13 protein-coding genes and 1 tRNA gene are annotated in these 21,800 nt (G+C 65.9%); 5 read left to right on the top strand and 9 right to left on the bottom strand.

Annotation, left to right across the window (positions count from 1 at the left end):
- Positions 1-90: 90 nt before the first annotated feature.
- On the top strand, positions 91-2,184 hold the full coding sequence (locus AC07U1_RS04080; RefSeq protein WP_495177339.1) for a RelA/SpoT family protein: 2,094 nt from the start codon (positions 91-93) through the stop codon (positions 2,182-2,184).
- Here AC07U1_RS04080 and AC07U1_RS04075 read toward each other — a convergent pair.
- The 6 genes from AC07U1_RS04075 to gdhA form a co-directional block, all read right to left on the bottom strand.
- Positions 2,181-2,735 carry an LbetaH domain-containing protein gene (locus AC07U1_RS04075; RefSeq protein ID WP_495177340.1) on the bottom strand — a complete coding sequence of 185 codons (555 nt, stop codon included), beginning with the start codon at positions 2,733-2,735 and terminating at the stop codon, positions 2,181-2,183. The genes AC07U1_RS04080 and AC07U1_RS04075 overlap by 4 nt on opposite strands.
- Before the next feature lie 88 nt (positions 2,736-2,823).
- On the bottom strand, positions 2,824-7,179 hold the full coding sequence (locus AC07U1_RS04070) for a hypothetical protein (RefSeq protein ID WP_495177341.1): 4,356 nt from the start codon (positions 7,177-7,179) through the stop codon (positions 2,824-2,826).
- A 3-nt stretch (positions 7,180-7,182) separates the two neighbouring features.
- Complete coding sequence (locus AC07U1_RS04065; protein ID WP_235535653.1) at positions 7,183-8,982, bottom strand: hypothetical protein; 1,800 nt, start codon at positions 8,980-8,982, stop codon at positions 7,183-7,185.
- Between the two features lie 183 nt (positions 8,983-9,165).
- Positions 9,166-11,103 carry a heme-binding protein gene (locus AC07U1_RS04060; RefSeq protein ID WP_492742693.1) on the bottom strand — a complete coding sequence of 646 codons (1,938 nt, stop codon included), beginning with the start codon at positions 11,101-11,103 and terminating at the stop codon, positions 9,166-9,168.
- 50 nt (positions 11,104-11,153) lie between these two features.
- Positions 11,154-12,641, bottom strand: a complete 1,488-nt coding sequence (locus tag AC07U1_RS04055) for a multiheme c-type cytochrome (RefSeq protein ID WP_495177342.1) — start codon at positions 12,639-12,641, stop codon at positions 11,154-11,156.
- A gap of 50 nt (positions 12,642-12,691) precedes the next feature.
- Complete coding sequence (gene gdhA / locus AC07U1_RS04050) at positions 12,692-14,047, bottom strand: NADP-specific glutamate dehydrogenase (protein ID WP_056345060.1); 1,356 nt, start codon at positions 14,045-14,047, stop codon at positions 12,692-12,694.
- A gap of 157 nt (positions 14,048-14,204) precedes the next feature.
- Between gdhA and AC07U1_RS04045 the strand changes: the two genes are divergently transcribed.
- Positions 14,205-15,143, top strand: a complete 939-nt coding sequence (locus tag AC07U1_RS04045) for a tetratricopeptide repeat protein (RefSeq protein ID WP_495177343.1) — start codon at positions 14,205-14,207, stop codon at positions 15,141-15,143.
- Positions 15,144-15,160: 17 nt separating this feature from the next.
- Complete coding sequence (locus AC07U1_RS04040) at positions 15,161-15,814, top strand: hypothetical protein (protein ID WP_495197650.1); 654 nt, start codon at positions 15,161-15,163, stop codon at positions 15,812-15,814.
- On the opposite strand, the gene putA is transcribed toward AC07U1_RS04040, so the two are convergent.
- On the bottom strand, positions 15,811-18,900 hold the full coding sequence (gene putA, locus AC07U1_RS04035; protein ID WP_492735294.1) for a bifunctional proline dehydrogenase/L-glutamate gamma-semialdehyde dehydrogenase PutA: 3,090 nt from the start codon (positions 18,898-18,900) through the stop codon (positions 15,811-15,813). The two genes, AC07U1_RS04040 and putA, sit on opposite strands and share 4 nt — an antisense overlap.
- Positions 18,901-18,998: 98 nt before the next feature.
- Here putA and AC07U1_RS04030 point away from each other — a divergent pair, with 98 nt between their 5' ends.
- A complete protein-coding gene (locus tag AC07U1_RS04030) occupies positions 18,999-19,469 on the top strand; it encodes an Lrp/AsnC family transcriptional regulator (RefSeq protein ID WP_492735296.1) in 471 nt (156 codons plus the stop codon).
- Here the strand turns inward: AC07U1_RS04030 and AC07U1_RS04025 are convergent.
- Complete coding sequence (locus AC07U1_RS04025; protein WP_492735297.1) at positions 19,466-20,410, bottom strand: acyl-CoA dehydrogenase family protein; 945 nt, start codon at positions 20,408-20,410, stop codon at positions 19,466-19,468. The two genes, AC07U1_RS04030 and AC07U1_RS04025, sit on opposite strands and share 4 nt — an antisense overlap.
- Positions 20,410-21,567: an acyl-CoA dehydrogenase family protein gene (locus AC07U1_RS04020; RefSeq protein ID WP_495177345.1), complete on the bottom strand. Its 1,158-nt coding sequence runs from the start codon at positions 21,565-21,567 to the stop codon at positions 20,410-20,412. The genes AC07U1_RS04025 and AC07U1_RS04020 overlap by 1 nt, the downstream gene beginning before the upstream one ends.
- 147 nt (positions 21,568-21,714) lie before the next feature.
- Between AC07U1_RS04020 and AC07U1_RS04015 the strand changes: the two genes are divergently transcribed.
- A tRNA-Gly gene (locus AC07U1_RS04015) sits at positions 21,715-21,788 on the top strand.
- The last annotated feature ends 12 nt before the right edge of the window (positions 21,789-21,800 follow it).

The raw sequence follows: 21,800 nt of genomic DNA, 5'->3' as shown, positions 1-21,800 counted from the left end.
AGCCGTTTACCAAAATTGCGAGTTCCCGGCGGCGGTGCGCAGCAAAGTTTCGCATTGCATTTGGGCGCGCATGAACGACATTGGGACAGGATGCTGCGTCAATATGAACTTGTCGAGCGCGTGCGCGCTTATGATCCCGACGTCGACGAGGCGTTGCTCAACCGCGCCTATGTCTTCACCGTCCAGAAACACGGCAGCCAGAAACGCGCGTCGGGCGACCCCTATTTCAGCCATCCGGTCGAGGTTGCGGGCATTTTGACCGAGTTGCATCTCGACAGCGAAACGATCGTCACCGCGCTGCTCCACGACACGCTCGAGGACACGCTGACCACCCCTGAAGAAATCGAACGGTTGTTCGGGGCAGATGTCGGGCGGCTGGTCGATGGGGTGACCAAGCTTTCGAAGATCGAGGCGCAGACCGAGAATGAGCGCGCGGCGGAAAACCTGCGCAAATTCCTGCTCGCCATGTCCGACGACATCCGGGTGCTGCTGGTCAAGCTCGCCGACCGGCTGCACAATATGCGCACGCTGCATTTCATCCAGAATCCCGACAAGCGGCGTCGCATCGCCAAGGAGACGATGGACATCTATGCCCCGCTCGCCGAGCGGATCGGCATGTATGAATATATGCGCGAGATGCAGCTGCTCGCGTTCCGCGAACTTGAGCCCGAGGCCTATGCGACGATCACCGGGCGGCTGGCGAAGTTGGCCGCCGGCGGCAAGGACAAGGTCGCGAAGATCACGTCGGATTTCAAGGAGCTGCTGGCGAAGAACGGCATCGAGGCCGATGTGTCGGGGCGCGAGAAGCATCCCTATTCGATCTGGCGCAAGATGCAGGAGCGACACGTCAGCTTCGAACAGGTGACCGACATCATCGCCTTCCGCATCATCACCCCGACCGATGCCGATTGTTACGCCGCGCTCGGGCTGCTCCATCGCAAGTGGAAAATGGTGCCGGGGCGCTTCAAGGACTATATCTCGACGCCGAAGCGCAACGGCTACAAGTCGCTGCACACGACGATCATGCACCAGCAGAATATGCGAATCGAGATCCAGCTCCGCAGCGTCGGCATGCACCAGCAGTCCGAATTCGGCTTCGCCGCGCATTGGGCATACAAGCAGGGCGGGACCGCCCCCGACGGGCAGGCGGGGTGGATTCGCGACCTGCTCGAAATCCTCGAACAGACGCACGATCCCGAAGAGTTCCTCGAAAACACGCGCATCGCGATGTATCAGGACCGCATCTTCGCCTTCACCCCCAAAGGCAGCCTGCACCAGTTGCCCAAGGGCGCGACCCCAGTCGATTTCGCCTATGCCGTCCACACCGGGCTCGGCGACCGGACGGTCGGCGCCAAGGTCAACGGCCGGCTGGTGCCGCTGCGCACCCAGCTCGCCAATGGCGATACGGTCGAGATATTGTCGTCGGACAAACAGACGCCGCAGCCCGCCTGGCTCGGCTTCGCGGTCACCGGCAAAGCGCGCGCCGCGATCCGCCGCCATGTCCGTTCGAAGGAAAAGGTCGAACTCGCATCGCTTGGCCGCAAGCTGTACGACGAGATCGTCGCGCGGCTGCCCGGCCGGGTCGGCGACAAGGCGCGCGCCGCGGCGCTGACCCGGCTCAAGCTCGAAGACGACACCGCGCTCTATGTCGCGATCGGCAAGCGGCGCCTGTCCGACAATGCGGTGCTCGAGGCACTCGTCCCCGGCATCACCGCCGAGATGAAATCGAAACCCGGCAAGCTGGCGCAGGGCTCCGCGGTGTCGATCGAGGGACTCACCCCCGGGGTCGCCTATCAGCTCGCCGATTGCTGCCACCCGGTACCCGGCGACCGCATTGTCGGGCTGGCGCGTCCGGGTGAGGGCATCGAGGTGCATGTCATCGACTGCCCGAGCCTCGCCGACGGGGTCGATGCCGACTGGATCGACCTGCGCTGGCAGGAAGACAGCGAGGGCGGCAATGCGCGGCTGTGCATCGTCATCCTCAACGAGCCTGGCACGCTCGCCGAAATGTCGGGCATCCTTGCCGCCAATATGGCGAACATCACCAATTTGCGGCTGTCGAACCGCGAGGGCGGGTTCCACACCTATGACGTCGTCGTCGAGGTGCGCGACGTCCATCATCTGATGCGGATATTGTCGGCGCTGCGCGCGTCCGACACGGTGGTGCAGGCCGAACGGCTCTAGCCGCCGGGTTTTACCGATCCGTCCGCAAAGTCAGCGAGGCTGCATTCACCGATCGGCGTCGCCGGATTGCCGCCGACAATGATATTGCGATCGACATCCTTGACCACCACCGCGCGCGCCGCCGCCACGGCGCCGTCGGCGAGGGTCACGCCCGGGCCGACAAAGGCGTCGGCGGCGACCCACGCATTGCGGCGGATCGCGATCGGCGCCGCGGTGAGCGCGAAGCCGGGGGCGTGGATGTCGTGGCTGGCGGTGCAGAGATAAGCGCGCTGACTGACCACCGACCAGGGGCCGAGCGTGACGCGTGCCACCGAATAAATCTCGCTGCGCGGGCCGAGCGTGCTGCCCTCCCCCATTTCGAAATTCCACGGCGCCCAGATTCGCGCGCTGGGATAGGGCCGCGTTTGCGACCCGATTTTTGCACCGAACGCGCGGAGCAGGAGGCGGCGCCAACCGTGGAGTGGGATCGGGCTGGTGCGATAGAGGATGAGCCAGACGGCGTTCCACAGCGCACGGCGCACTTTGTCGCCAAAACTGGGATGGGGGATCACGACCGGGCGCATCGGCTAACGTCTCATAACAGAAAGGCGGCGGGACGGTCCGCCGGTGCGGGGCTGTCGCACAGGCGGACGCGATTGACTAGCCGCCGAACTTGTCGGGGCCGCGCCACGCCGCCGCCTGCTCGGCGTCCTTCGGATCGGAATCGCGGACCTTGTAGACATTGCCCCGGCTGTTCAGGAACAATTTCTCCATCTCGGGCCGGGTGAAGGGGCGCGAGCCGAGGCGGCCGAACACCGCCATCTGGCCGCCGGTCTCATCGACCGCGCGGTCGCGGTCGAGCCCCTTCGACAGCGCGAGCGCCGGCGCCGGGGTCCTAGCCCAAGCGATCAGTTCGGGGGTGGGTTTGGGCGAAAAGCCGTAGAGGCCAGCGTTGTCGGGGCTGGTCAGCTGTATCACCTTGATGCCCGCGCGCCCGTCGGCGACATAGGCGAAGAGCGAAGCGTTGGTCGACGCGACGATCACATCCTCGGCATCGACGAGCGCGCCGCCGAAGGTCCGCCCCGGCCAGACCAGCGGCGCCGCGGGCTTGGTGACGTCGACGATGACGAGGCCGTCCGCCTTGGCCGCGACATACATATAGGTGCGCGCGACATAGATTTTACGCGCATTGGTCAGGCGCACCGTGCCCGAGGGCACCGGCACCGGCTGCGCCAGATTGGTGACGTCGAACAGCTTCACCCCCTCGGCATCGGTGATCCAGAGGTAGCGGAACTGAACCGCGCTGGCGCGCGCATCGGTCAGCGGCAGTTGTGCCGTCACCTTGGGTGCGAGCGGGTTAGTCAGGTCGAGCACGACGAGGCCCGCGTCGGTGGTAACATAGGCGATACTCCCCGCGAGCGTGACGTGCCGCGCTCCGGCGAGGACATTGCCCTCGTTCCAAGTCAGCGCCCGGGTCAGCTTGTTGTTGCGGAACTCGCCGTCGGCCATCGTGTCGATGTCGACCAGGATCAGCCCTTCGACGCTGTCGGTGATCACCGCATAGCGATAGATGGGGTGCATCGCCTGTTCGTGGTTCTGCGGGAAATCCTTCACGATATGGTCGTTGCGCGACACGCTGACCGGCTGGGTCGTCGCGATCGCCATGCAGGTGGCGTTCTTCGTCTTCACATGGGTGTCGTGACCCAGCGACGAGAAGGGTGCGCGAATGATGCGTTCGGAGAAGCCCTTGTTGCCGATCGACGCGACGTCATAGACGCGGAAACCGCCCTTGCCCTCTGCGACGAACATATATTCGCCACGCTGTTGCAGGCAGTTCACGCGGCCGCTGGTGCCCTGGACGATATTGGCGAATTCCTCGAGCGCGTATTTTTCGCCCGACACCTTCTTGTCGAAGGTCTTGCCGCGCACCCAGTTCTTGAGCTCGCGCCCGTTCTGCTCGACGTGCAGCTTCCAATAATCGGGATAGGCATATTTCTGGAGGTAGCTGCCGATCACGGCCTGCGGCTCGTCCCATTCGGTGACGCGCGTCGCCTGGAAGCCGTCTTCCATGCCCGACCAGACGTTGAGGCCGACGAAGTTGACGAAGTTGGTCCCCAGCAGGTTGAGCTGCGCCATGATCGCGTTGTTGTCGTCATTTTCGGACAGGTGGCAGTCCGAGCATTGCTTGGTTTCCTGGCGGCGCACCGTGTGCGGGAAATGCGGTGCGAAGGCCTGGCTCGAATAGCCCGCCGACGAGATCGGCGGCTGTTGCACATAGATGCGCTCGCGGTTGATGTTGGTCGAGGAGAGCACGAGCGCCGAGGTCGATCGGACCGGCGTGATGATCCCCCGGACCTCGCCGTTCGGGCCGGGTTCGCCGGGCTTGGTGAGCTGGTGCCGGCCGAGCTGGAACATCTCGTCGCGCGCGACCTGCGGGTTGTAAGTCGCGAAGTTGCGCGTCTCCTCGCCCTCGAAATGGTGCATGCTGGTTTTCCAGTTCGCCTCGATCGGCAAATGGCAGCCGCCGCAACTCGTCGTCCACGACAGGTGGCAGGTGAAACAGGTCATCTTGTCTTCGCCGTGCGCGCGATCTTCCTTCGCGACCTCGGGTCCCCAGGCGAAGCTGCCGTCGTCGGCGCCGCTGCGTGCCATCAGCTTGGCGCGCGCCGCCTTGGCATTGAAATGCGGCCCCGGGGTCACCGCCTGCTTGACCAGGCTGACCTGCCATTCGAGTTTTGGATCGACGATCGAGCGCTGGATCAGCCCGGTGACGTCGCCATTGTCATTATACTGGAATTCGAAGCGGCGGCGCCCGTCGGGGTTGCGCAGCAGCGCGAGATTGGTGCCCTGCGGCCGCGCCGCGACGTTCGAGGTGAGCAAATTGGGCAGCGCGTCGGCGGTGCCGTGGCAATCCTTGCATCCGATCTCGACCGCGTTGGCGACTTCACCCTGGATATAGCCGTTGCCATGGCTGTCCTGCGCGAAGTGGCAGTCGGCGCATTGCATGCCCTTTTCGGCGTGGATGTCCATCATATGGACCGCCTTGCCGGGGTTGATGCCGGGCGGCACAAACTTGCCCTCGACACCCGGGCGGCCGGGATCGGCGCTCGACAGGCAGAGGTCGCGTTCTTTGACGTCGGTGTAATGGCTGCAGCTCTTGCGCCATTTCTCCGGGTCCTTGGGGTCGATGATGTTCGGATCGGTGCCGTAGGTCGCCATGTTCCCGTCGGCTGTCAGCAGATTGCCGTTGCGGTCGCGCTTGAAGATGCCGCGGAAGTTCCAGCCATGGCCGTGATAGTCGGCGAACTGGGTGTCCTTGTTGGTGTCGTTGACGTCATAGACGTCGCGCAGGAATTCGACGTCGGACCACAGCCCGCGCGTCGCCGCGGCCTCGGGGTTGCGTTCGAGGGTCTTATGCACCTCGGCCGCGGTCGGATAATGCTGCCGCTTGTATTTCTTCTGATAGTCCGCGTCGCTCATCCCCGGCGGGCGCGGTGCGGTGTTGTTCGGACCCGGCCACATTTGCGGCGCGTCGGATTCATAGTCCCACATCGTATAGCCGAGATAGGAATTCAGGAAGATGTTCGGCTGGTGCATGTGGCAGGACATGCACTGCGAGGTCGGGATCGAGCGGGTGAACGTGTGCTTGATCGGGTGCCCCGCTTCGAGACGCTCCTTTTTCGCGAACACCTGCGGACCGGCTGCGGCGTCGGCGGGGTTGATCAGCCCGCCGTGCTGGTCGGGATCGGGCGCGTGCTTGGCGGGATCGCCATGCTCGGTGCCCCCGGCGCCGTGACTGTCGCCGTGGCCGTCGTCGGCCTTGTATTTGCGGTCGCGGATCGTCGGGTCGATCGTCGCAGTCTCACCGTCGCGGCCGAACTGCGAATAGGTCAGGCTGTGGCGTGGTTCGCGGTCGTTGGCATAGATGACGTGACAGCCCGAACAGCCTGAGTGGCGATAATCGCCTGGCTGGTCGTTGGTACCCATGAACCACATCAAAGGATCGTTGAGGCGGGTCTTGTGGATGTTGAGCACGGGGATCGACACGCGCAGCCCGGTGCCGGGGCCGCGGTTCGATTGCTTGAGGTCGGGGCGCCCCGGCTCCTCGAGCCGCTGGATGCTGCCGGTCGGGTTGGGCAGGCCGATTTCGGGGAATTGCGTGTTGATGTTGCGCCCGCCGCGTTCGAACACGCGGAAGACGTCGCCCGGCGGGAGCACGCTCCAGCGCGGCAGCGGATACATTTTGGCGAGCGCGCCGCGCGCGCGTTCCTTGTCGGTCAGGATCTTGTCGAACGCGACCTTGGGGTCGCAGGCGTTCTTATATTCCTCGGGCGTCATCGAGGTGGTCGGCGACAATATGCAGGCGGCCTCGCCCTTGCGGGTATAGGCCTCGCCGAAGACGTAGTTCTTATAGGGTACGATGCCGTTGTTATAGGCCGCACCGCCCCACAGCATCGCCCCCGTCGACATCATCGAGCGTTCGGTCGCCTCGATCACCTCGAGGTGGCACGCCCCGCAGGCCTCGCGTGCGACGCGATAGTCGCTGGGATTGATGAAGCGGATGAACTCGGGCGCTTCCTTGTTGAGCAAGGTGTAGCTGCGTTTCGGGTTCGCCGGGCTGTGACCCCAGCTGTTCGGCAGCGTCGGCTGCGGATGCGCGACCTTCATTGCCGCGAGATTGTACGGATTGTCGTAACCGAGCTTGGCGTTGCCGAAGGCCGCAGGCGATTCGGCGTCACCGCCGTGGCAGTCGACGCAGCCGAGTTGCACCGCGGGTGTCGCGTGCATCGACGGCGCATCGGTCTGGGTGTGGCAGCTGTAGCAGCCTTTCGATTTTGCGAGCACCGCAGCCTCGCGCTCGGCGAAGGTCGCCCCGGGCTGTTCCTTGGGCGCCGGAGGGCTGAAGCGATATTCGACCTTCACCGGCTTTTCGCCCTCGGCCGCGCGCACCATCGAGACGGCGAGGCTCGCGCCCATCAGGACGAAGGCAAGGAGGGCGAGGAGCTTGCGGGCCATGATCTAGAAACTCACAATCACATTGGCGAGGATCGAGAGATAGGCGTCGTCACCCTCTTTGTTGTCGAACAGGTCTTTGAACCCCTTGCCTGGCAACAGCACCGCGGCGCTGAGGCGTCCGACGATATTCTGCGTCGCCTTGGGTCGCCAGATCCCAGCGACCGAGAGGTCGAAGCCGATATCCTTGGGGATCGTTCCCTCGCTGCGCAGCACTTGCAGGCTGGAGGTGTCGGCGAACCAGAGGTGGTTGAAATTGGTGCTGACGCGCACTTCGGGCGACAGGTCGAAATCGCCGCCGACACCGACGAAGACGGTGCCGGGGTTGTTGAAGTTCGACTGCCCCTCTTCCTTCGACGAGCGCAGCGAATTCAGGATGCCGTTGCGGCCCGAGATCGCGATGACGCGACCGCCGCCGGCGAAGGGGATTGTCTGGCGGATCCAGTAGCTGGTGTCGGCGCCGCCGAAGATCGGATTTTCGAAGATCGCGTCGAAGCCGCCTTCGGTGTTGTTATACGGGTCGCGGTCGCCGGTGGCGTAGAGGCCCGACAGACGGAAGCGCATCCAGTCGTGATCGTAGCTGAGTTCGACCGCACCAAAGCCTGCGCGGATCTTGGCGGGCTTGCTGGTGAAGAAGCTGTTCCGGTCCTCACCCAGCGCGGCGTAGAAGCTCGCGGTCAGGTTGATCCGCCCGATGCGGCCATCGGCGCTGTACCCCAGATAGACGACATCATATTCACGCCCGCGCAGGTCGCCGAGCAGCGCCGGGCGCACCGGGAAACCATTATGGTCGATCTGAACGTCGTTCTTTTCGCGGTTCATATTATAGGTCACGCTGACCTGGCTGGTCAGCCCGACGAACGGGAAATCCTGGCGATAGAGATTGCCGGTGAAGACGAAATCGTCGCGCGGGGTCTGGGTGATGTCGTTGAGGCCGCTGTTGGTGTCCTTCTCCAGCCGCCAGAAGGCCGCGAGATTATATTGGAAGCGGTTGTTGTCGCGGTTGCCGAAAAAGCGGACGCCGAGCTGCGAATCCTGGAACAGGAAGCCGCGAAAATCGCTCTGGAACGGCTGGATACCGACGCGGATCGAGTGGAAGTCAAAGCGGTCGCTGTCGTTGCCGAGATGCTTGTCGACGAACAATTCCTGCACGCCGATGAAATGGTCGAAACGGTGGCTTTTCTTCGATGGGCGCACGTCGAGCACGCGCCGTTCGGGCACGTCGACATAGTTCGCCTGATAGGCCAGCGTGACGCGATATTCGATGTCGGGCGGCTTGAACGCGGTCGACCCCTTGATCAACGCCGCGCCGACAATGAAGGTCTGCGCCGCGACGAAGCTGCGGTTCTTGCCGAACACGTCGAGGCTGCCGGGGCGCGACGTGGTCTGGACGCCGACCGGGATCGGAAAGGTGCGCGGTTCGAACACCGTGTCCGAAATGGCGTTGACGACGAAAAACCAGTCGTCGCCCTTCAGTCCCAGGAATTTTGGCGTCTTGCAGCGCACTTCGCCGGCCCGCGCGCGCAGTTCCTGCTCCTCTTCGGTCGGGATGCAGATCGGCCGGTCGCCCTTGTAGGTGTTCTGGTGATAGGGATCGAACCAGCGTTCCTTGACGACGCCAAGGCTCTCGATCAGTCGCCAGCGATCGGGGACCGGCAGCTGGTTTTCCATGCCCGGAAAAGCCTCGGGCGGTGGCGGGCGCAGCGCCCCGATATTGTCTTGGGTAAGCTGGTCGGGCAAGTCGGGGCGGTATCCCGGACGGCGACGACCGTCGATGATCTGGGTCATCAGATCGTCGCTCATCATCTGCTGCCAGTCGACCGGCGGTGGCGGCGGGGTGAGGTCGTCGAGCGACGGTTCTGCGGTCGGGCTTTCGGTCGTTACGACCGGGGGATCGGCGGGCACCGGTTCGGCCACGTCGCCCGGGGCGCTTTGCGCCGCCAGGCTGGCGATGATCGGCCAAAGGCTGCTTCCCGCGAGGCTCATATCCTATAGCCCATCGCAGACATTTTGCTGCGCCGTGTCGAGGAAGGGCGCGAACGGACAGCCGATATAGCGCAGCCGCACCGAGGCGCCGCCGGCGAGATTGACGATGATGCGGTCCGAGCGGATCGCGGGCGGCGCATTGCCGATGCCGCCGACACGCGCGCCGCCATTATGCGCGCCAAGGAAGCTGATCATGTCATCCTGATCGATGCCGTCGCCCGACACGCCGATGCCGCCGACGAGCTGGTTGCCACGATAGATGGGAACCGAGCCGGGGAAGATCTGGATGCCGTTCTGCAGCCGGTTGGTGCCCGACGGTGTGTCGGGCAGCGTCGTGCAGCGCTGCGGCGTGTCGGTCGCGCTGGCGCCGGTGACGAATCCCAGATGCTGCCCGATATTGCCGATGATCAGCGCCGATTGCAGCCCGGTCGAGAAGGGATTGAACTGCGCGATCGGGCGCGACAGCGGGCCGTTCGGGCGCCCGACCTCGCCATCGGGGAAATAGGGGCGCGACAGATTGCCGTTCGCGCGATCGGAGAAGGCATGGGTGCCGGTCAGCGCCGCCGGATCGTTCAGAAAGCTGCGCGTTGCGGTGACGAACTGGCGCACGTCGGCGCTGGCATTGGCGCTCAAGTCGGCGCCGGCGATAGCGTTCGAGAAAAAGGTCGCGGTGCGCGCCTTCTGCAACGAAACGTCGGTGCCGAAAATCGGCGCGTCGGGCGAGCGAACGATGCCGAGCACCGCGCCATGCGTATCGACGACGCTGACCGACACCTGCGCGCGGCTGTCGAGCGGGCGGCGGATCTGGCCGCGCGCGCGGCTAATGATCGTGAAAGCCTCTTCCATTACCGCGCGCACTTCGGCCTGGGTCAGTGGCGCGCTGTTGCTGGCGGCGTCGGTGGCGGCGCGGACCGGATAGCGGTTGGTGCCGCTGCCGTCGGTGAGCACATAGGCGTCACGGTTGCTGAACTCGGCGGCGGTCGAGGGGCGCATGCCCGATGCCTCGGTGCCATAGACGGTACCCGCGATGATCGCGGCATTGGCATAGCCGATCACCGCGACCAGATTGCCCGCAACGCCGTTGAAGCTCGCGAAACTCGCGCCGGTCGATGATTTCAGGCCGCCATAGGTGGCGTCGGAAAAGCGCAGGGTGGTGCCGTCGACGGTGATCTTGTCGGCGGTGATGCTCGTCGGCGCCTCGAAGCCGCGCGTTCCGGCGAGTGCGATGAACTCCTCGGCATCATTGTCGATGTCGAGCGTGTTGGCGTCGCTGCCGTAAACGCCGTCGCCCATCACCCCGATGCCGCCGACCAGCTTGCCATTCTTGTAGAGCGGCAGGCCGCCGGGGTCGGCCGACAGGCCGAGCGGCGAGCGTTTGGGTCCGATCAGCGCCGCGCCGCCGGGCGCGCCGAAGCGCGCGCTGAGGTCGCTGCACGGCAGCTGGCTGAACTGCACGCCGAACAAAGGCCCGCTTTCGAGACCGACGGTGGTCGGCGCGGGCGGGAAATGTTGCTGGACGATCTGGCTCGCGGTGCGTGACGAAAAGGCGTTGCCCGCGCTCGACAGATAGGCGCCGGTCACCGCCTTTGCGATCGCGCCGGCTTCGGCCGGGACGGTGACATTCTGCGCGTCCATGTTGACGCCATTGGGCGCCGCACCGGTCGTCGCGTTGGCGCGCGCGCCGTTCATGCGGAAAATGCCGAGGACGTTGCCGACGCGGTCGGTCACCGCGATCACCGACGGCAGGCCCTGCGCCTGCGCCTCGGCGATGGCGCCAGCCATCACCGCCTGAACGTCGGCGACGCTCAGCGATTCGCTGCCCGGCTGGGTGAAGACGCTGCCGGTCGGGGTCGGGGTTGGCGTGGGGGTCGGTGTCGGGGTGGGCGTGGGGGTGCCACCACCACCGCCCCCCCCGCACGAGGACAGGAGCAGGGTGGCCATCGCGGCCAAGGCGGTCGAGCGGAAAAGGCGACTATGGTTCGGCATGACGATCAGCGCAGCGCCCGGATGGCGCGCACCGCGCTGCCGAGCGAGGCCTGGAATTCGGCGGGTTTATAGGCATTGGGGTCCTTCACCGCGGCATAGGCGCGATCGATGTCTCCGCGGATTCCCGCTGCGGCACCGACGGTGATCCGCCCCGACGAGACCATCGAATTGAGCAGCGTATCGACCCCCATTACCGCCTGTTGCGATCCCGAATAATCGGTGAGGCGATCATTGATCGCCTTGGCCGAAATCGCGTCGACGAGCGCGAAGGCGTCGGCGCCCGAGAAATTGCGCGAGGCGAAGGCCGATTTGAGCGCCGCGACGGTCTGGCCGAGCTGCGCCGCCGCCGCCTTGGCGCTGTCGCGGTCGATCGTCATCGCGCGGTGGAAGGCGGCGGTGCGCGCCGTAAGCTGGTCGGCGAGGGCGGGGGCGGCGATACGCGCGGCGGCGGCGAGCATGATCAGATTCTCGTCATTATAGGGCGGCATGCCCTCGGGGATGTTGCGGCCGGCATTGTCCATGCTGGTCTTCACCGGCTTGGCCTGGTCATAGATGCGGCGGTGGCAGCTGTGGCAGTCGAGGAAGTAGAATTCGGGGAACATGCCTTCGGTCCCGCGCTTCGACTGGAACAGCTGAAGGCTGCGTTCGAGAGCCGTCGCCTGTCCGATCGCCCACATCTGGACATGGTCGGTGCGCGCGTTCGCGGCGCCGAATTTGCGCCAGCCATAATCGGCGTCTTCCTGGTGATGCGCCTGGAGCGAGGAGAAGAGGTCGAGTTCGAAGCTGATTCGCGGGTGACCGGCCGCCATGATCCGGTGGGTAACGAACTGCCCCTCGCCCGCCGAACCGAAATGGCAGTCGACGCACACGCCCGCGCGCACCACCGGATCCTCGAGCTTTTTCAGGCCCGCCGACAGGTTGGCGAGATGTTTTTCGCGGCTCTCGCGGTCGGGGTCGGCGTTGGTACCGATCCCGGCATAGTGGCTGGCGATCCAGCCGCCGGCGGGGCCGTGGCACGATTCGCAGCCGACGCCGTCTTCGAGCGGCACGGTGCCGCGCTGCGCGCCGCCGGCCGCGTCGATCGCGCCCTTGCTGCTGTGACAGCCGAGGCACATCGGCGCGGTCGCGGCATCCTTCAGCCCCAGATTGCGCGCGATGAACTGGCTGCGGCTGTTGCTCAGCACCGCCCAGGCGCGGCTGTGCGCGCCGCCGGAGGTCGAGGGTTCCTGCCATTTCATCAGCTCGTCCTGGCGGACGACGGCGCCGTCACCCTCCATCCGTCCGTGACAGGTCGACCCGGCGCACGAGGCGACCCCGGTATAGCGCCCGCCGGCCTCGCCCTGCGAGCGGGCGGGCGGGGCGGCGATGACGGCCGCGACGGCGAGCGCCGTCAGCAACAGCACGAGCGCGGCAAAGGCCGCGAGTCCGGGCCGGACGACGGCGAACGCCGCCGAAGGCCGATCGCGGCGCTCCTTTCCAGCGTGCGTCGTCATCGCAGAACCCCTTGTTACCCGAACCGGACGTTTGCGTCCTGGCCCGAAACTCAAACCACCCCGAACGCCAGCATCGCATCGGCGACTTTCTTGAAGCCGGCGATATTGGCACCCTTCACATAATCGATATAGCCGTCGCCCTGGTCGCCATGGGTCAGGCAGCTTTTGTGGATGCCGTCCATGATGTCCTTGAGCATCTGCTGCAGTTCACCCTCGCTCCAGCTGCGACGACCGCTGTTCTGGCTCATTTCGAGACCCGACACCGCGACGCCGCCGGCATTGGCCGCCTTGCCCGGCGCGAACATGATTTTAGCATGTTTGAACGCATGCACGCCTTCGAGGTTGGTCGGCATGTTAGCGCCTTCGCTGACCGCGATGCAGCCATTCTTCACCAGCTCCTTGGCATCGTCGCCGAGCAGCTCGTTCTGCGTCGCGCAGGGCAGCGCGACATCGCACTTGACACCCCACGGCGTCTTGCCCGCGGTGAAGCTCGCGCCCTTGAACTCGGTGCAATAATCCTCGATCCGGCCGCGACGGTGCGTCTTGTGCGCTTTCACCCAGTCGATCTTTTCCTGCGTGATGCCGTCGGGATCGTGGATGAAGCCGCCCGAATCGGACAGCGTCAGTACCTTGCCGCCCAGCTGGACGATCTTTTCGGCGGCGTGGGTCGCGACATTGCCCGATCCCGAGATCACCGCCGTCTTGCCGACAAGGTCTTGCCCCTTGGCCGCGAGCATGTTGGCGAGGAAATAGACCGCGCCATAACCCGTCGCTTCGGTGCGGATCAGCGAGCCGCCCCATTCGAGGCCCTTGCCGGTGAGCACCCCGGTGAATTCGTTGGTGATGCGCTTATACTGGCCGAACATGAAGCCGATCTCGCGCCCGCCAACGCCGATGTCGCCCGCAGGCACGTCGATGTCGGCGCCGATGTGACGGTACAGCTCGGTCATGAAGCTCTGGCAGAAGCGCATGATCTCACGCACGCTCTTGCCCTTGGGGTTGAAGTTCGACCCGCCCTTGCCACCGCCCATCGGCAGCCCGGTCAGTGCGTTCTTGAACGTCTGTTCGAAGGCGAGGAATTTGAGCACCGATTCGGTGACCGAGGGGTGGAAACGGATGCCGCCCTTGTACGGACCGATGGCGTTGTTGTTCTGGACCCGCCAGCCACGCTGGACGCGGATATTGCCGTTATCGTCTTCCCAGCAGACGCGGAAGGACACGACCCGGTCGGGTTCGGCAATGCGCCGCAATATCTGCTGCGCGTGATATTCTTCCTTGTCCTTGATGAAGTCGAAGATGTCCTCGGCGACTTCCTGAACCGCCTGGACGAACTCCAGCTGGCCCGGGTTGCGCTTCGACACACCCTCCATGAACGTCTTGAAATCGACGTGATCTGTAACTGCCATGCACCCCTCCCCTGTTGGCTGGGAAAATCGGTGCGACCCCTTTACGATTTTGTCGTTGACCGACCTCGCCCTTCAAAGGCTACACCATCGTCCGGCAAAGGCAAGTCGCGAGCGCGCATCGCGCCGATTTTTTCGCACGCGCACAAGAGGGGCAAAAATGAGCGAGAGCAAGAAGATGGCGGGTGGTATGACGCGGGCTAACGGCGCAATCCTGATCGCGGCCGTCCTGCTGCTGGCGGGGGCGATCGGCTACGCGATCTGGCGCGATTCGGCGCCCGGAAGCGACGGTGCGGCGGCACAGCCGACCGCGGCGCCGTCGGACCTGCTCGCCGCACTCGAGGCGCGAACGCGCAGCGAACCGAACAGCGCCGACGCGTGGATGCAACTCGGCGCGGCGCGATTCGACCTCGGCAATTTCGGCGGCGCGGCAACAGCTTATGAAAAGGCGGTAGGGCTTTCGCCCGAATCGGCGGGGCTGTGGTCGGCGCTCGGCGAGGCGCGGGTGATGGCGAGCCAGAGCGACCCTATGCCTCCGGCGGCTTTGCGGGCGTTCGACAAGGCGATCGCGCTCGACCCCAGGGACCCGCGCGCGCGCTATTTCCGCGCGGTGAAAAAGGACGTAGGCGGCGATCACCAAGGCGCGATCGCCGACTGGTTCGCGCTGCTCGAGGACACGCCGCAGGGCGCGCCGTGGGAAGCCGACCTGCGCCGAACGATCGAACAGGTCGGCGCGATCCACAAGATCGAGGTCGCCGGCCGGCTCGCGAAAACGCAGGCGCGGCCGTTGACCCCCAATGAAATTCCGGTTGCGGCGCGCGCCATTCCGGGGCCAAGTCGGTCCGACATGGAGGCGGCGTCACAGCTGCCCAAGGGCCAGCAGGACGCGATGATCCAGGGCATGGTCGACGGGCTGGAGACGAAGTTGAAGGCCAATCCCGCCGACGTCGACCGCTGGATCATGCTGATGCGCAGCCGTATGACGCTGGGCGAGACGGCGAAAGCGGCGCAGGCCTTGAAGGATGGTATCGCAGCCAATCCGGGCGCGGCGGGACGATTGAAGGCGCAGGCGCAGATGCTTGGCGTGCCAGGGGCTTGAGGGGGATGGGGCCGATGATGAAATGGGCTTTGGTGGCGGGTACGATGATGGTGCCGGGTGCCGCAGAGGCGGCCGACGTGACCTTCACGGTCCATGACGTCACGCTGACCGCGACGATTCCGGCGGGCTATTGCGTGCCGGTGAACAAGGACAAGTTGATCGCCGATACACTGGCGACGGGCGACAAGGAAAATATCACGCTTGCGACGCTGATCCGCTGCGACAAGGCCGGGCGTGCTGAGGGACCGGGCAATGACTATATGCTGATCAAGACGCCCCAGAACGCGCTGGCGACGCGCATTCCGCGCGCCGAGCTGCTCACCGCGCTCGGCGCCGAATTCGGCAAGGCCGAATGGCAATCGGGCGCGACGGGCAAGGCGGCGACCGCCGACGCCGCCAAGGGTCTTTCGGACGCGTTCAGCACGCCGGTCGATATCCAGGGCGATATCGCACCGCGCGGCACCGACGGCGATTGCGCCTATCTGGGCGGCACGTTGAACGTCAACGGCGGCGGGGTCAGCTATCCGATCATCCTTGGCGGCTGCATCACCAGCGCCGCGAATAAGGTCGTCGCGGTCTATACCTATGACGATCCCGGCAAGGGCGGCGGCGTCGCGGGCAAGATGCGCGCCGCGCGCAACGTCGCGATGTCGATCAAGGCGGCGCCCTAGCCTGCCATCAGCGCCGCATTGCCGCCCGCGGCGGTGATGTCGGTCGAGATCGATTTTTCCTCGGCGAAGCGGAACAGATAGTGGGGGCCGCCGGCCTTGGGGCCCGTGCCCGACAGGCCGCGGCCGCCGAACGGTTGCGAGCCGACGATCGCGCCTATCTGGTTGCGGTTCACATAGACATTGCCCACCGCCGCGCGCGCCGCGACGTGCGCCGCGACGCCGTCGATGCGGGTATGGATGCCCAAGGTCAAACCATAGCCCGAGGCGTTGATCGCATCGATCAGCGCGTCGAGCTCGCCGCCCTTCCATGTCGCGACATGCAGCACGGGGCCGAAGATTTCGCGCTTCAGGTCGGTGACATGGTCGAGGCGGATCAACGCGGGGCGGACGAAATGGCCGCCGGGGGGCAGGTCACCGCCCGCCTCGGCGATCACGCGGCCCTCAGTTCGCGCCTCGGCCACATAAGTCGCGATATTGGCCTGCGCTTCCTCGTCGATGATCGGGCCGGTGTCGGTCGCGAGCAGCGCGGGATCGCCGACGTCGAGTTCGGCCATCGCGCCTGCGACCATCTCGATCATCGTATCGGCGACATCCTCCTGCACGCAGAGCAGGCGCAGCGCCGAACAGCGCTGGCCCGCCGACTGGAAGGCCGACGCGACGGCGTCGCGCGTGACCTGTTCGGGGAGCGCGGTCGAATCGACGATCATCGCGTTGGCGCCGCCGGTCTCGGCGATCAGCGTCGCGATCGGGCCGTCGCGCATCGCAAGGCTGCGGTTGATCAGGCGCGCGACCTCGGTCGAGCCGGTGAAGGCGACCCCAATGACGTCGTCATGTCCCGTCACCGCCGCGCCGACGGTCTCGCCGCGGCCGGGGAGAAAATGGAGAATTTCGGCGGGAATGCCCGCTTCGTGGAGCAGTTCGACCGCGGCGTGCGCGATCAGCGGGGTCTGTTCGGCGGGCTTCGCGAGGACGGCATTGCCCGCGGCGAGCGCCGCCGACACCTGGCCGAGGAAGATCGCGAGCGGGAAATTCCACGGGCTGATGCACGCGAAAATGCCCTTGCCCTCGAGCATCAGCTCGTTGCGTTCGCCGGTCGGGCCGGGGAGCGGCAGCGGGTGGGTGAAATGCGCGCGCGTCTGGCCCGCATAATAGCGCAGGAAATCGACCGCCTCGCGGACCTCGGCGACCGCGTCGACGAGCGTCTTGCCGGCTTCGTCGATCGCGAGGCCGAGGAACAGCGCGTCGCGCTCCTCGAGCAGGTCGGCGGCGCGTTCGAGCCGCTCGGCGCGGAAGGCGCCGCCGGCGAGACTCCAATGCTCCTGCACCTGACGCGATGCGGCGACGGCGGTATCGACCGCCGCGGCGTCGGCCTCGACCACCGAGCCGATGACGACGCCGGTCGCGGGGTTGTGGACGGGCTCGGACTTGCCGTCGAGGCTGCGGCCCGCGACGATCGGGGCGGCAACCGGGTTCGCGCGGCGCGCCTGGGCGATCGCCGCCATCAGCGCTTCGGGCACGCCGGGCTCGCCGAGGTCGTAGCCGCGCGAATTGCGGCGCTCGGGGTCGAGCAGGGTGCGGCCGGTCGCGATCGTCGAGGGCTTGCTCGCGATGCTGCGCGGATCGACCGCAAGCTGTTCGGCGGTCACGTCGGGGTCCGAGAATTGGTGGACGAAGCTGGAGTTCGCGCCATTTTCGAGCAGGCGGCGGACGAGATAGGCGAGCAGGTCGCGGTGGGTGCCGACGGGGGCATAGACGCGCACCGGGCGCGGCGGCGGGAAGAGGCCGACGATGGCGTCATGCGCGCCCTCGCCCATGCCGTGGAGCCGCTGCAGTTCGTAATCGGCGCCTGTGAACAGCTCGGCAACGAAGGCGAGCGTCATTGCATTATGGCTGGCAAAGGCGGGGAAGATCGCGTCCTGCGCCTCGCGCAATATCTGCGCGCAATGCATGTAATTGAGGTCGGTGTGATTTTTCGCGGTGAAGACGGGGAAGTCGGCGAGGCCCATCGTCTGTGCGCGCTTGATCTCGGTATCCCAATAGGCGCCTTTCACCAGCCGCATCGACAGTTTAACCCCGCGCGTACGCGCCTTTGCCGCGACCCAGCGGATCACCTCGGGCGCGCGCTTCTGATAGGCCTGGATCACGATGCCGAGTCCGGTCCAGTCATCGGCCAATCCCGCGTCGATCAGCGCGCCAAACACATCCATATGCGGTTCGAGCCGGTCGCTTTCCTCGGCATCGATCATCAGCGGAATATTCACCGCGCGCGCGGCGCGGACGAGGGTGATGACGCGCGGAATGAGTTCCTCGCGGACGCGCGCGCCTTGCAGATATTCATAGCGCGGGTGGAGCGCCGAAAGCTTGATCGAAATACCATGATTGGCGTGCGGGTCGCCCGCCTTGGCATTCTTGCCGATGCGCGTGATGGCATTCGCATAGCTGTCGTAATAGCGTTGCGCATCCTCGGCGGTGCGGGCGGCCTCGCCGAGCATGTCGAAGCTGGCTAGCTCCGATTTCTCCTTGTCGGCGCGCTTGACCGCGGCGTCGATCGTCTCGCCCATCACGAACTGCTGGCCGAGCATCTTCATCGCCGCGAGCGACGCCTGGCGGATCACCGGCTCGCCCGAGCGTCGGATCATCGATTTGAGTAGCGCGAGCGGGTTCGCCTTGCTGCCCATCGCGCCGAGCATCAGCGTCGCCGAACCGAGCGAAAGCCCGCGCGCCGACAGCGCGACGATCAGCGGGCTGTCTTCGTTGTCCCCCTCGTTCCAGTGCCGGCCGGCGATCTTGTCGCGGATCAACGCGTTGGCGGTCGCGCTGTCGGGCACGCGCAGCAACGCCTCGGCAAGACACATCAGCACGACGCCTTCCTCGGTCGACAGGCGATAGCGGTTCATCAGCTGGGCGACGAGCGTCTCGCGCTCGCCCTCGGCCTTCGCCTTGCGGATCAGCGCCAGCCCGCGCGCGGTGGTCGCCTCGACGGTGGCGGGCGATCGGGCGAGGTCGGCGCGCAGGTCGGCGACGATATCGGTTTCGGGGCGGCGGGCGAGGGCGCGGATGGCGGCGCGGTCGGTGGGCTGGGTCATGGCGACTTCATAGCAGATTGGATGAAGTCGATTCGACTTCATTTAGCTCACATTATATATGTTTTGACCAAATATTGGTATCAGCGTAGTCTGATTACATGAAAAATACCGCATCCTTGGTCGATCTGGACGAGTTCGACCGCAAGATTCTGGCCATTCTCGGCCGCGACGGGCGGATCACCTACACCGACCTCGCGGCGCAGGTGGGGCTGTCGAAGACGCCCTGCCAGGCGCGCGTCAAGCGGCTGGTCGACAGCGGGCTGATCACCGGCTTTCGCGCGATAGTCGATCCCGCCAAGGTCGGTCTCGACCATGTCGCCTTTACCGAGGTCAAATTGTCCGACACGCGCGAGGATGCGCTGCGCCGGTTCAATACGGCGGTGCGGCAAATCCCCGAGGTCGAGGAATGCCACATGATCGCGAGCAGCTTCGACTATCTGCTCAAGGTCCGCACCCCCGACATCCGCCGCTATCGCATCGTGCTGGGCGAGAAGATTTCGAGCCTGCCGCATGTCGCGAGCACCTCGACCTTCGTCGCGATGGAGACGATCCTCGAATCGGCGCGCTAGGCGAAAGCCTCGCGCACATAGTCGACCGACCGGCCGGCATCGCCCAGCCGCGCGGCGCCGAGCAGGCGGTTCCAATAGGTCTCCGACCCGTCGGCGAGGCGCCATTCGTGGAGGCGGCGGGTGAAGAGCTGGAGGTCGTGCTCCTCGCTGATCCCGATCGCGCCATGTACCGCATGCGCGGTGGCAGCGACGCGCGCGGCGGCGCGGCTCGCGACCGACTTGGCGGTGGCGGCGGCCACGAGCGGCGGCGGGAAGGTGCCCGCGCAGCCGAGCTGCGACGCGACGCGCGCGGCGACCATTTCCTCGGCCATCACCGCCATCTGCTGCTGCAACGCTTGCTGGCGGCCGATCGGCTTGCCGAACTGGACGCGCTCATTGGCATAGGTAGCGGTCATCGCGGTGAGCCGCTCGGCGGCGCCGGCGATCAGCGCCGCGCGTAGGATCGCAGCGAGGCCACGAAGGCCGCCTTCGGGCGCGGGCACGACCGGCGCGGGCAGCGCGCCGAGATCGAACCGCGCGGCGAGGCTCGCGGGTACGCCGGTTGCTTCGCCCTTCGCTTCGATCAGATGGAGACCATCACCGGTTTCGACCAGAAGATGCGCCGCGACCAGTCCGCATGGCACGACGACGGCCGCACCTTCGGCGACCGCCAGCGCGACCGGAGCTTCGGGCGCATCGGCGAGCAGCGCCCGCGCGATCATCGTTTCGCCGACCGGCAATGGTACCGCATGGCGGCCGAGCGCCATCCACAGCGGCTGCACCTCGGAAAGTGGCAGGCCTGAGCCGCCGCGCTCCTCGGGCACCAGCGCATCGAGGAAGCCTGACTCGGCGAAGGCTCTCCACATCGCGTCGATGCTGCTGCCCTGTTCGATCGCGCGCACCGCGGCGGGGTGCGCGATATCCTCGAGCATCCGCTCGAACGGTTCGAGAAATTCGCTCATCAGCGTAGCCCCATTCCGCGCGCGATGATCCCGCGCAACACCTCGCGCGTGCCGCCGCGCAGCGAGAAGCTGGGCGCCACGTGCGTGACAAACATCAAAGTACGATAGAGTTCGGCATCGACCGCTTCCTCGGGATGCGCGGCGAGATCGTCGCCGATCGCCACCGGCAGTTCCTGTTCGAACGCGGTGCCGAGGTCCTTGACCAAAGACGCCTCGGTCACCGGGCTTTCGCCCAGCGCCAGCCGCGCGGTGCAGGCGATCGACATCGCGCGCAAGGTTGCGAGGCGCGCGGTGAAGTCGCCGACGAGCGACAGCGTCGCCGCATCGTCACGCCTCATGCCGCGCAGATGCGCGATCCATGCGTCGAGTAGCACGACGCTCGAATAGATGCGCTCGGGCCCGCTGCGCTCGAACGCGAGTTCGGCGGTGACCTGCTTCCATCCCTCACCCTCATGGCCGATCAACGCATCGGCGGGCAGATCGACATTGTCGAAGAAGACTTCGGCGAAATGGGCATCGCCCGCGAGGTCGGTGATCGGGCGGACGGTGACGCCCGGCGCCTTCAGGTCGATGATCAGCTGCGACAGGCCGCCGTGGCGATCCTCGCTGGTGCCCGAGGTGCGGAGCAGTGCGATCATATAATCGCCGTGCATCGCATTGGTGGTCCAGATCTTCTGCCCGTTGACGCGCCAGCCGCTTTTGGTGCGGTCGGCGCGGGTGCGGACGCTCGCAAGGTCGGACCCCGACCCCGGCTCGCTCATCCCGATGCAGAAAACGAGTTCGCCGCGGCAGATGCGCGGGATGTAGAAGCTGCGCTGCGCCTCGCTGCCATAGTTGAGGATCAGCGGCGCGCTCTGGCGGTCGGCGATCCAATGCGCCGCGACGGGGGCGCCCGCCGACAACAGCTCCTCGACGACGACGAAGCGCGCGAAGGGGCCGCGCTCCTGCCCGCCATAGGCCTTGGGCAGGGTCAGGCCGAGGAAGCCCGCCGCGCCGAGGCGGCGGCTGAAAGCGGGGTCGAAGCCCGACCAAGAGCGCGCACGGACATCGGCGGAGGCCTGCGCCGCCGCCTCATCGGCGAGCGCGCGGATCGCCGGGCGCAACGCCTCGTCCGCGGCGGGCAGGCTGGCGAGGGTGAGCGTATCGAACACCGGCATCCTTCCATTTCTTGTCGTTGGAATGCCGCCTATTGCCCGCGCCGCGATGCCACAACCCGTTTTTCCGTCAGCGCCGTCCTTGCATCCGATATTGACCGGCGGCGCGGATGGCGGCAAAGGCCGCACATCGGCACGCGTCGACGGCGCGCGGGTGTAGCTCAATGGTAGAGCTTTTGCTTCCCAAGCAAGTGACGAGGGTTCGATTCCCTTCACCCGCTCCATTCCTTGAAATA

This window comes from Sphingopyxis sp. GW821-FHT02C12, from assembly GCF_059421785.1.
The sequence above is the reverse complement of the archived record's forward strand: the minus strand, read 5'-3'. Positions and strand labels throughout refer to the sequence as shown.

Bases quoted from the DNA above. Each gene is read 5' to 3' on its own strand.
- AC07U1_RS04045 (WP_495177343.1), top strand. From the start codon at position 14,205: ATGAGCGAGAGCAAGAAGATGGCGGGTGGTATGACGCGGGCTAACGGC.
- AC07U1_RS04030 (WP_492735296.1), top strand. From the start codon at position 18,999: ATGAAAAATACCGCATCCTTGGTCGATCTGGACGAGTTCGACCGCAAG.
- AC07U1_RS04055 (WP_495177342.1), bottom strand. From the start codon at position 12,641: ATGACGACGCACGCTGGAAAGGAGCGCCGCGATCGGCCTTCGGCGGCG.
- putA (WP_492735294.1), bottom strand. From the start codon at position 18,900: ATGACCCAGCCCACCGACCGCGCCGCCATCCGCGCCCTCGCCCGCCGC.
- AC07U1_RS04060 (WP_492742693.1), bottom strand. From the start codon at position 11,103: ATGGCCACCCTGCTCCTGTCCTCGTGCGGGGGGGGCGGTGGTGGTGGC.
- AC07U1_RS04040 (WP_495197650.1), top strand. From the start codon at position 15,161: ATGAAATGGGCTTTGGTGGCGGGTACGATGATGGTGCCGGGTGCCGCA.
- AC07U1_RS04080 (WP_495177339.1), top strand. From the start codon at position 91: ATGCTGCGTCAATATGAACTTGTCGAGCGCGTGCGCGCTTATGATCCC.
- AC07U1_RS04020 (WP_495177345.1), bottom strand. From the start codon at position 21,567: ATGCCGGTGTTCGATACGCTCACCCTCGCCAGCCTGCCCGCCGCGGAC.
- AC07U1_RS04025 (WP_492735297.1), bottom strand. From the start codon at position 20,410: ATGAGCGAATTTCTCGAACCGTTCGAGCGGATGCTCGAGGATATCGCG.
- gdhA (WP_056345060.1), bottom strand. From the start codon at position 14,047: ATGGCAGTTACAGATCACGTCGATTTCAAGACGTTCATGGAGGGTGTG.
- AC07U1_RS04070 (WP_495177341.1), bottom strand. From the start codon at position 7,179: ATGGCCCGCAAGCTCCTCGCCCTCCTTGCCTTCGTCCTGATGGGCGCG.
- AC07U1_RS04065 (WP_235535653.1), bottom strand. From the start codon at position 8,982: ATGATGAGCGACGATCTGATGACCCAGATCATCGACGGTCGTCGCCGT.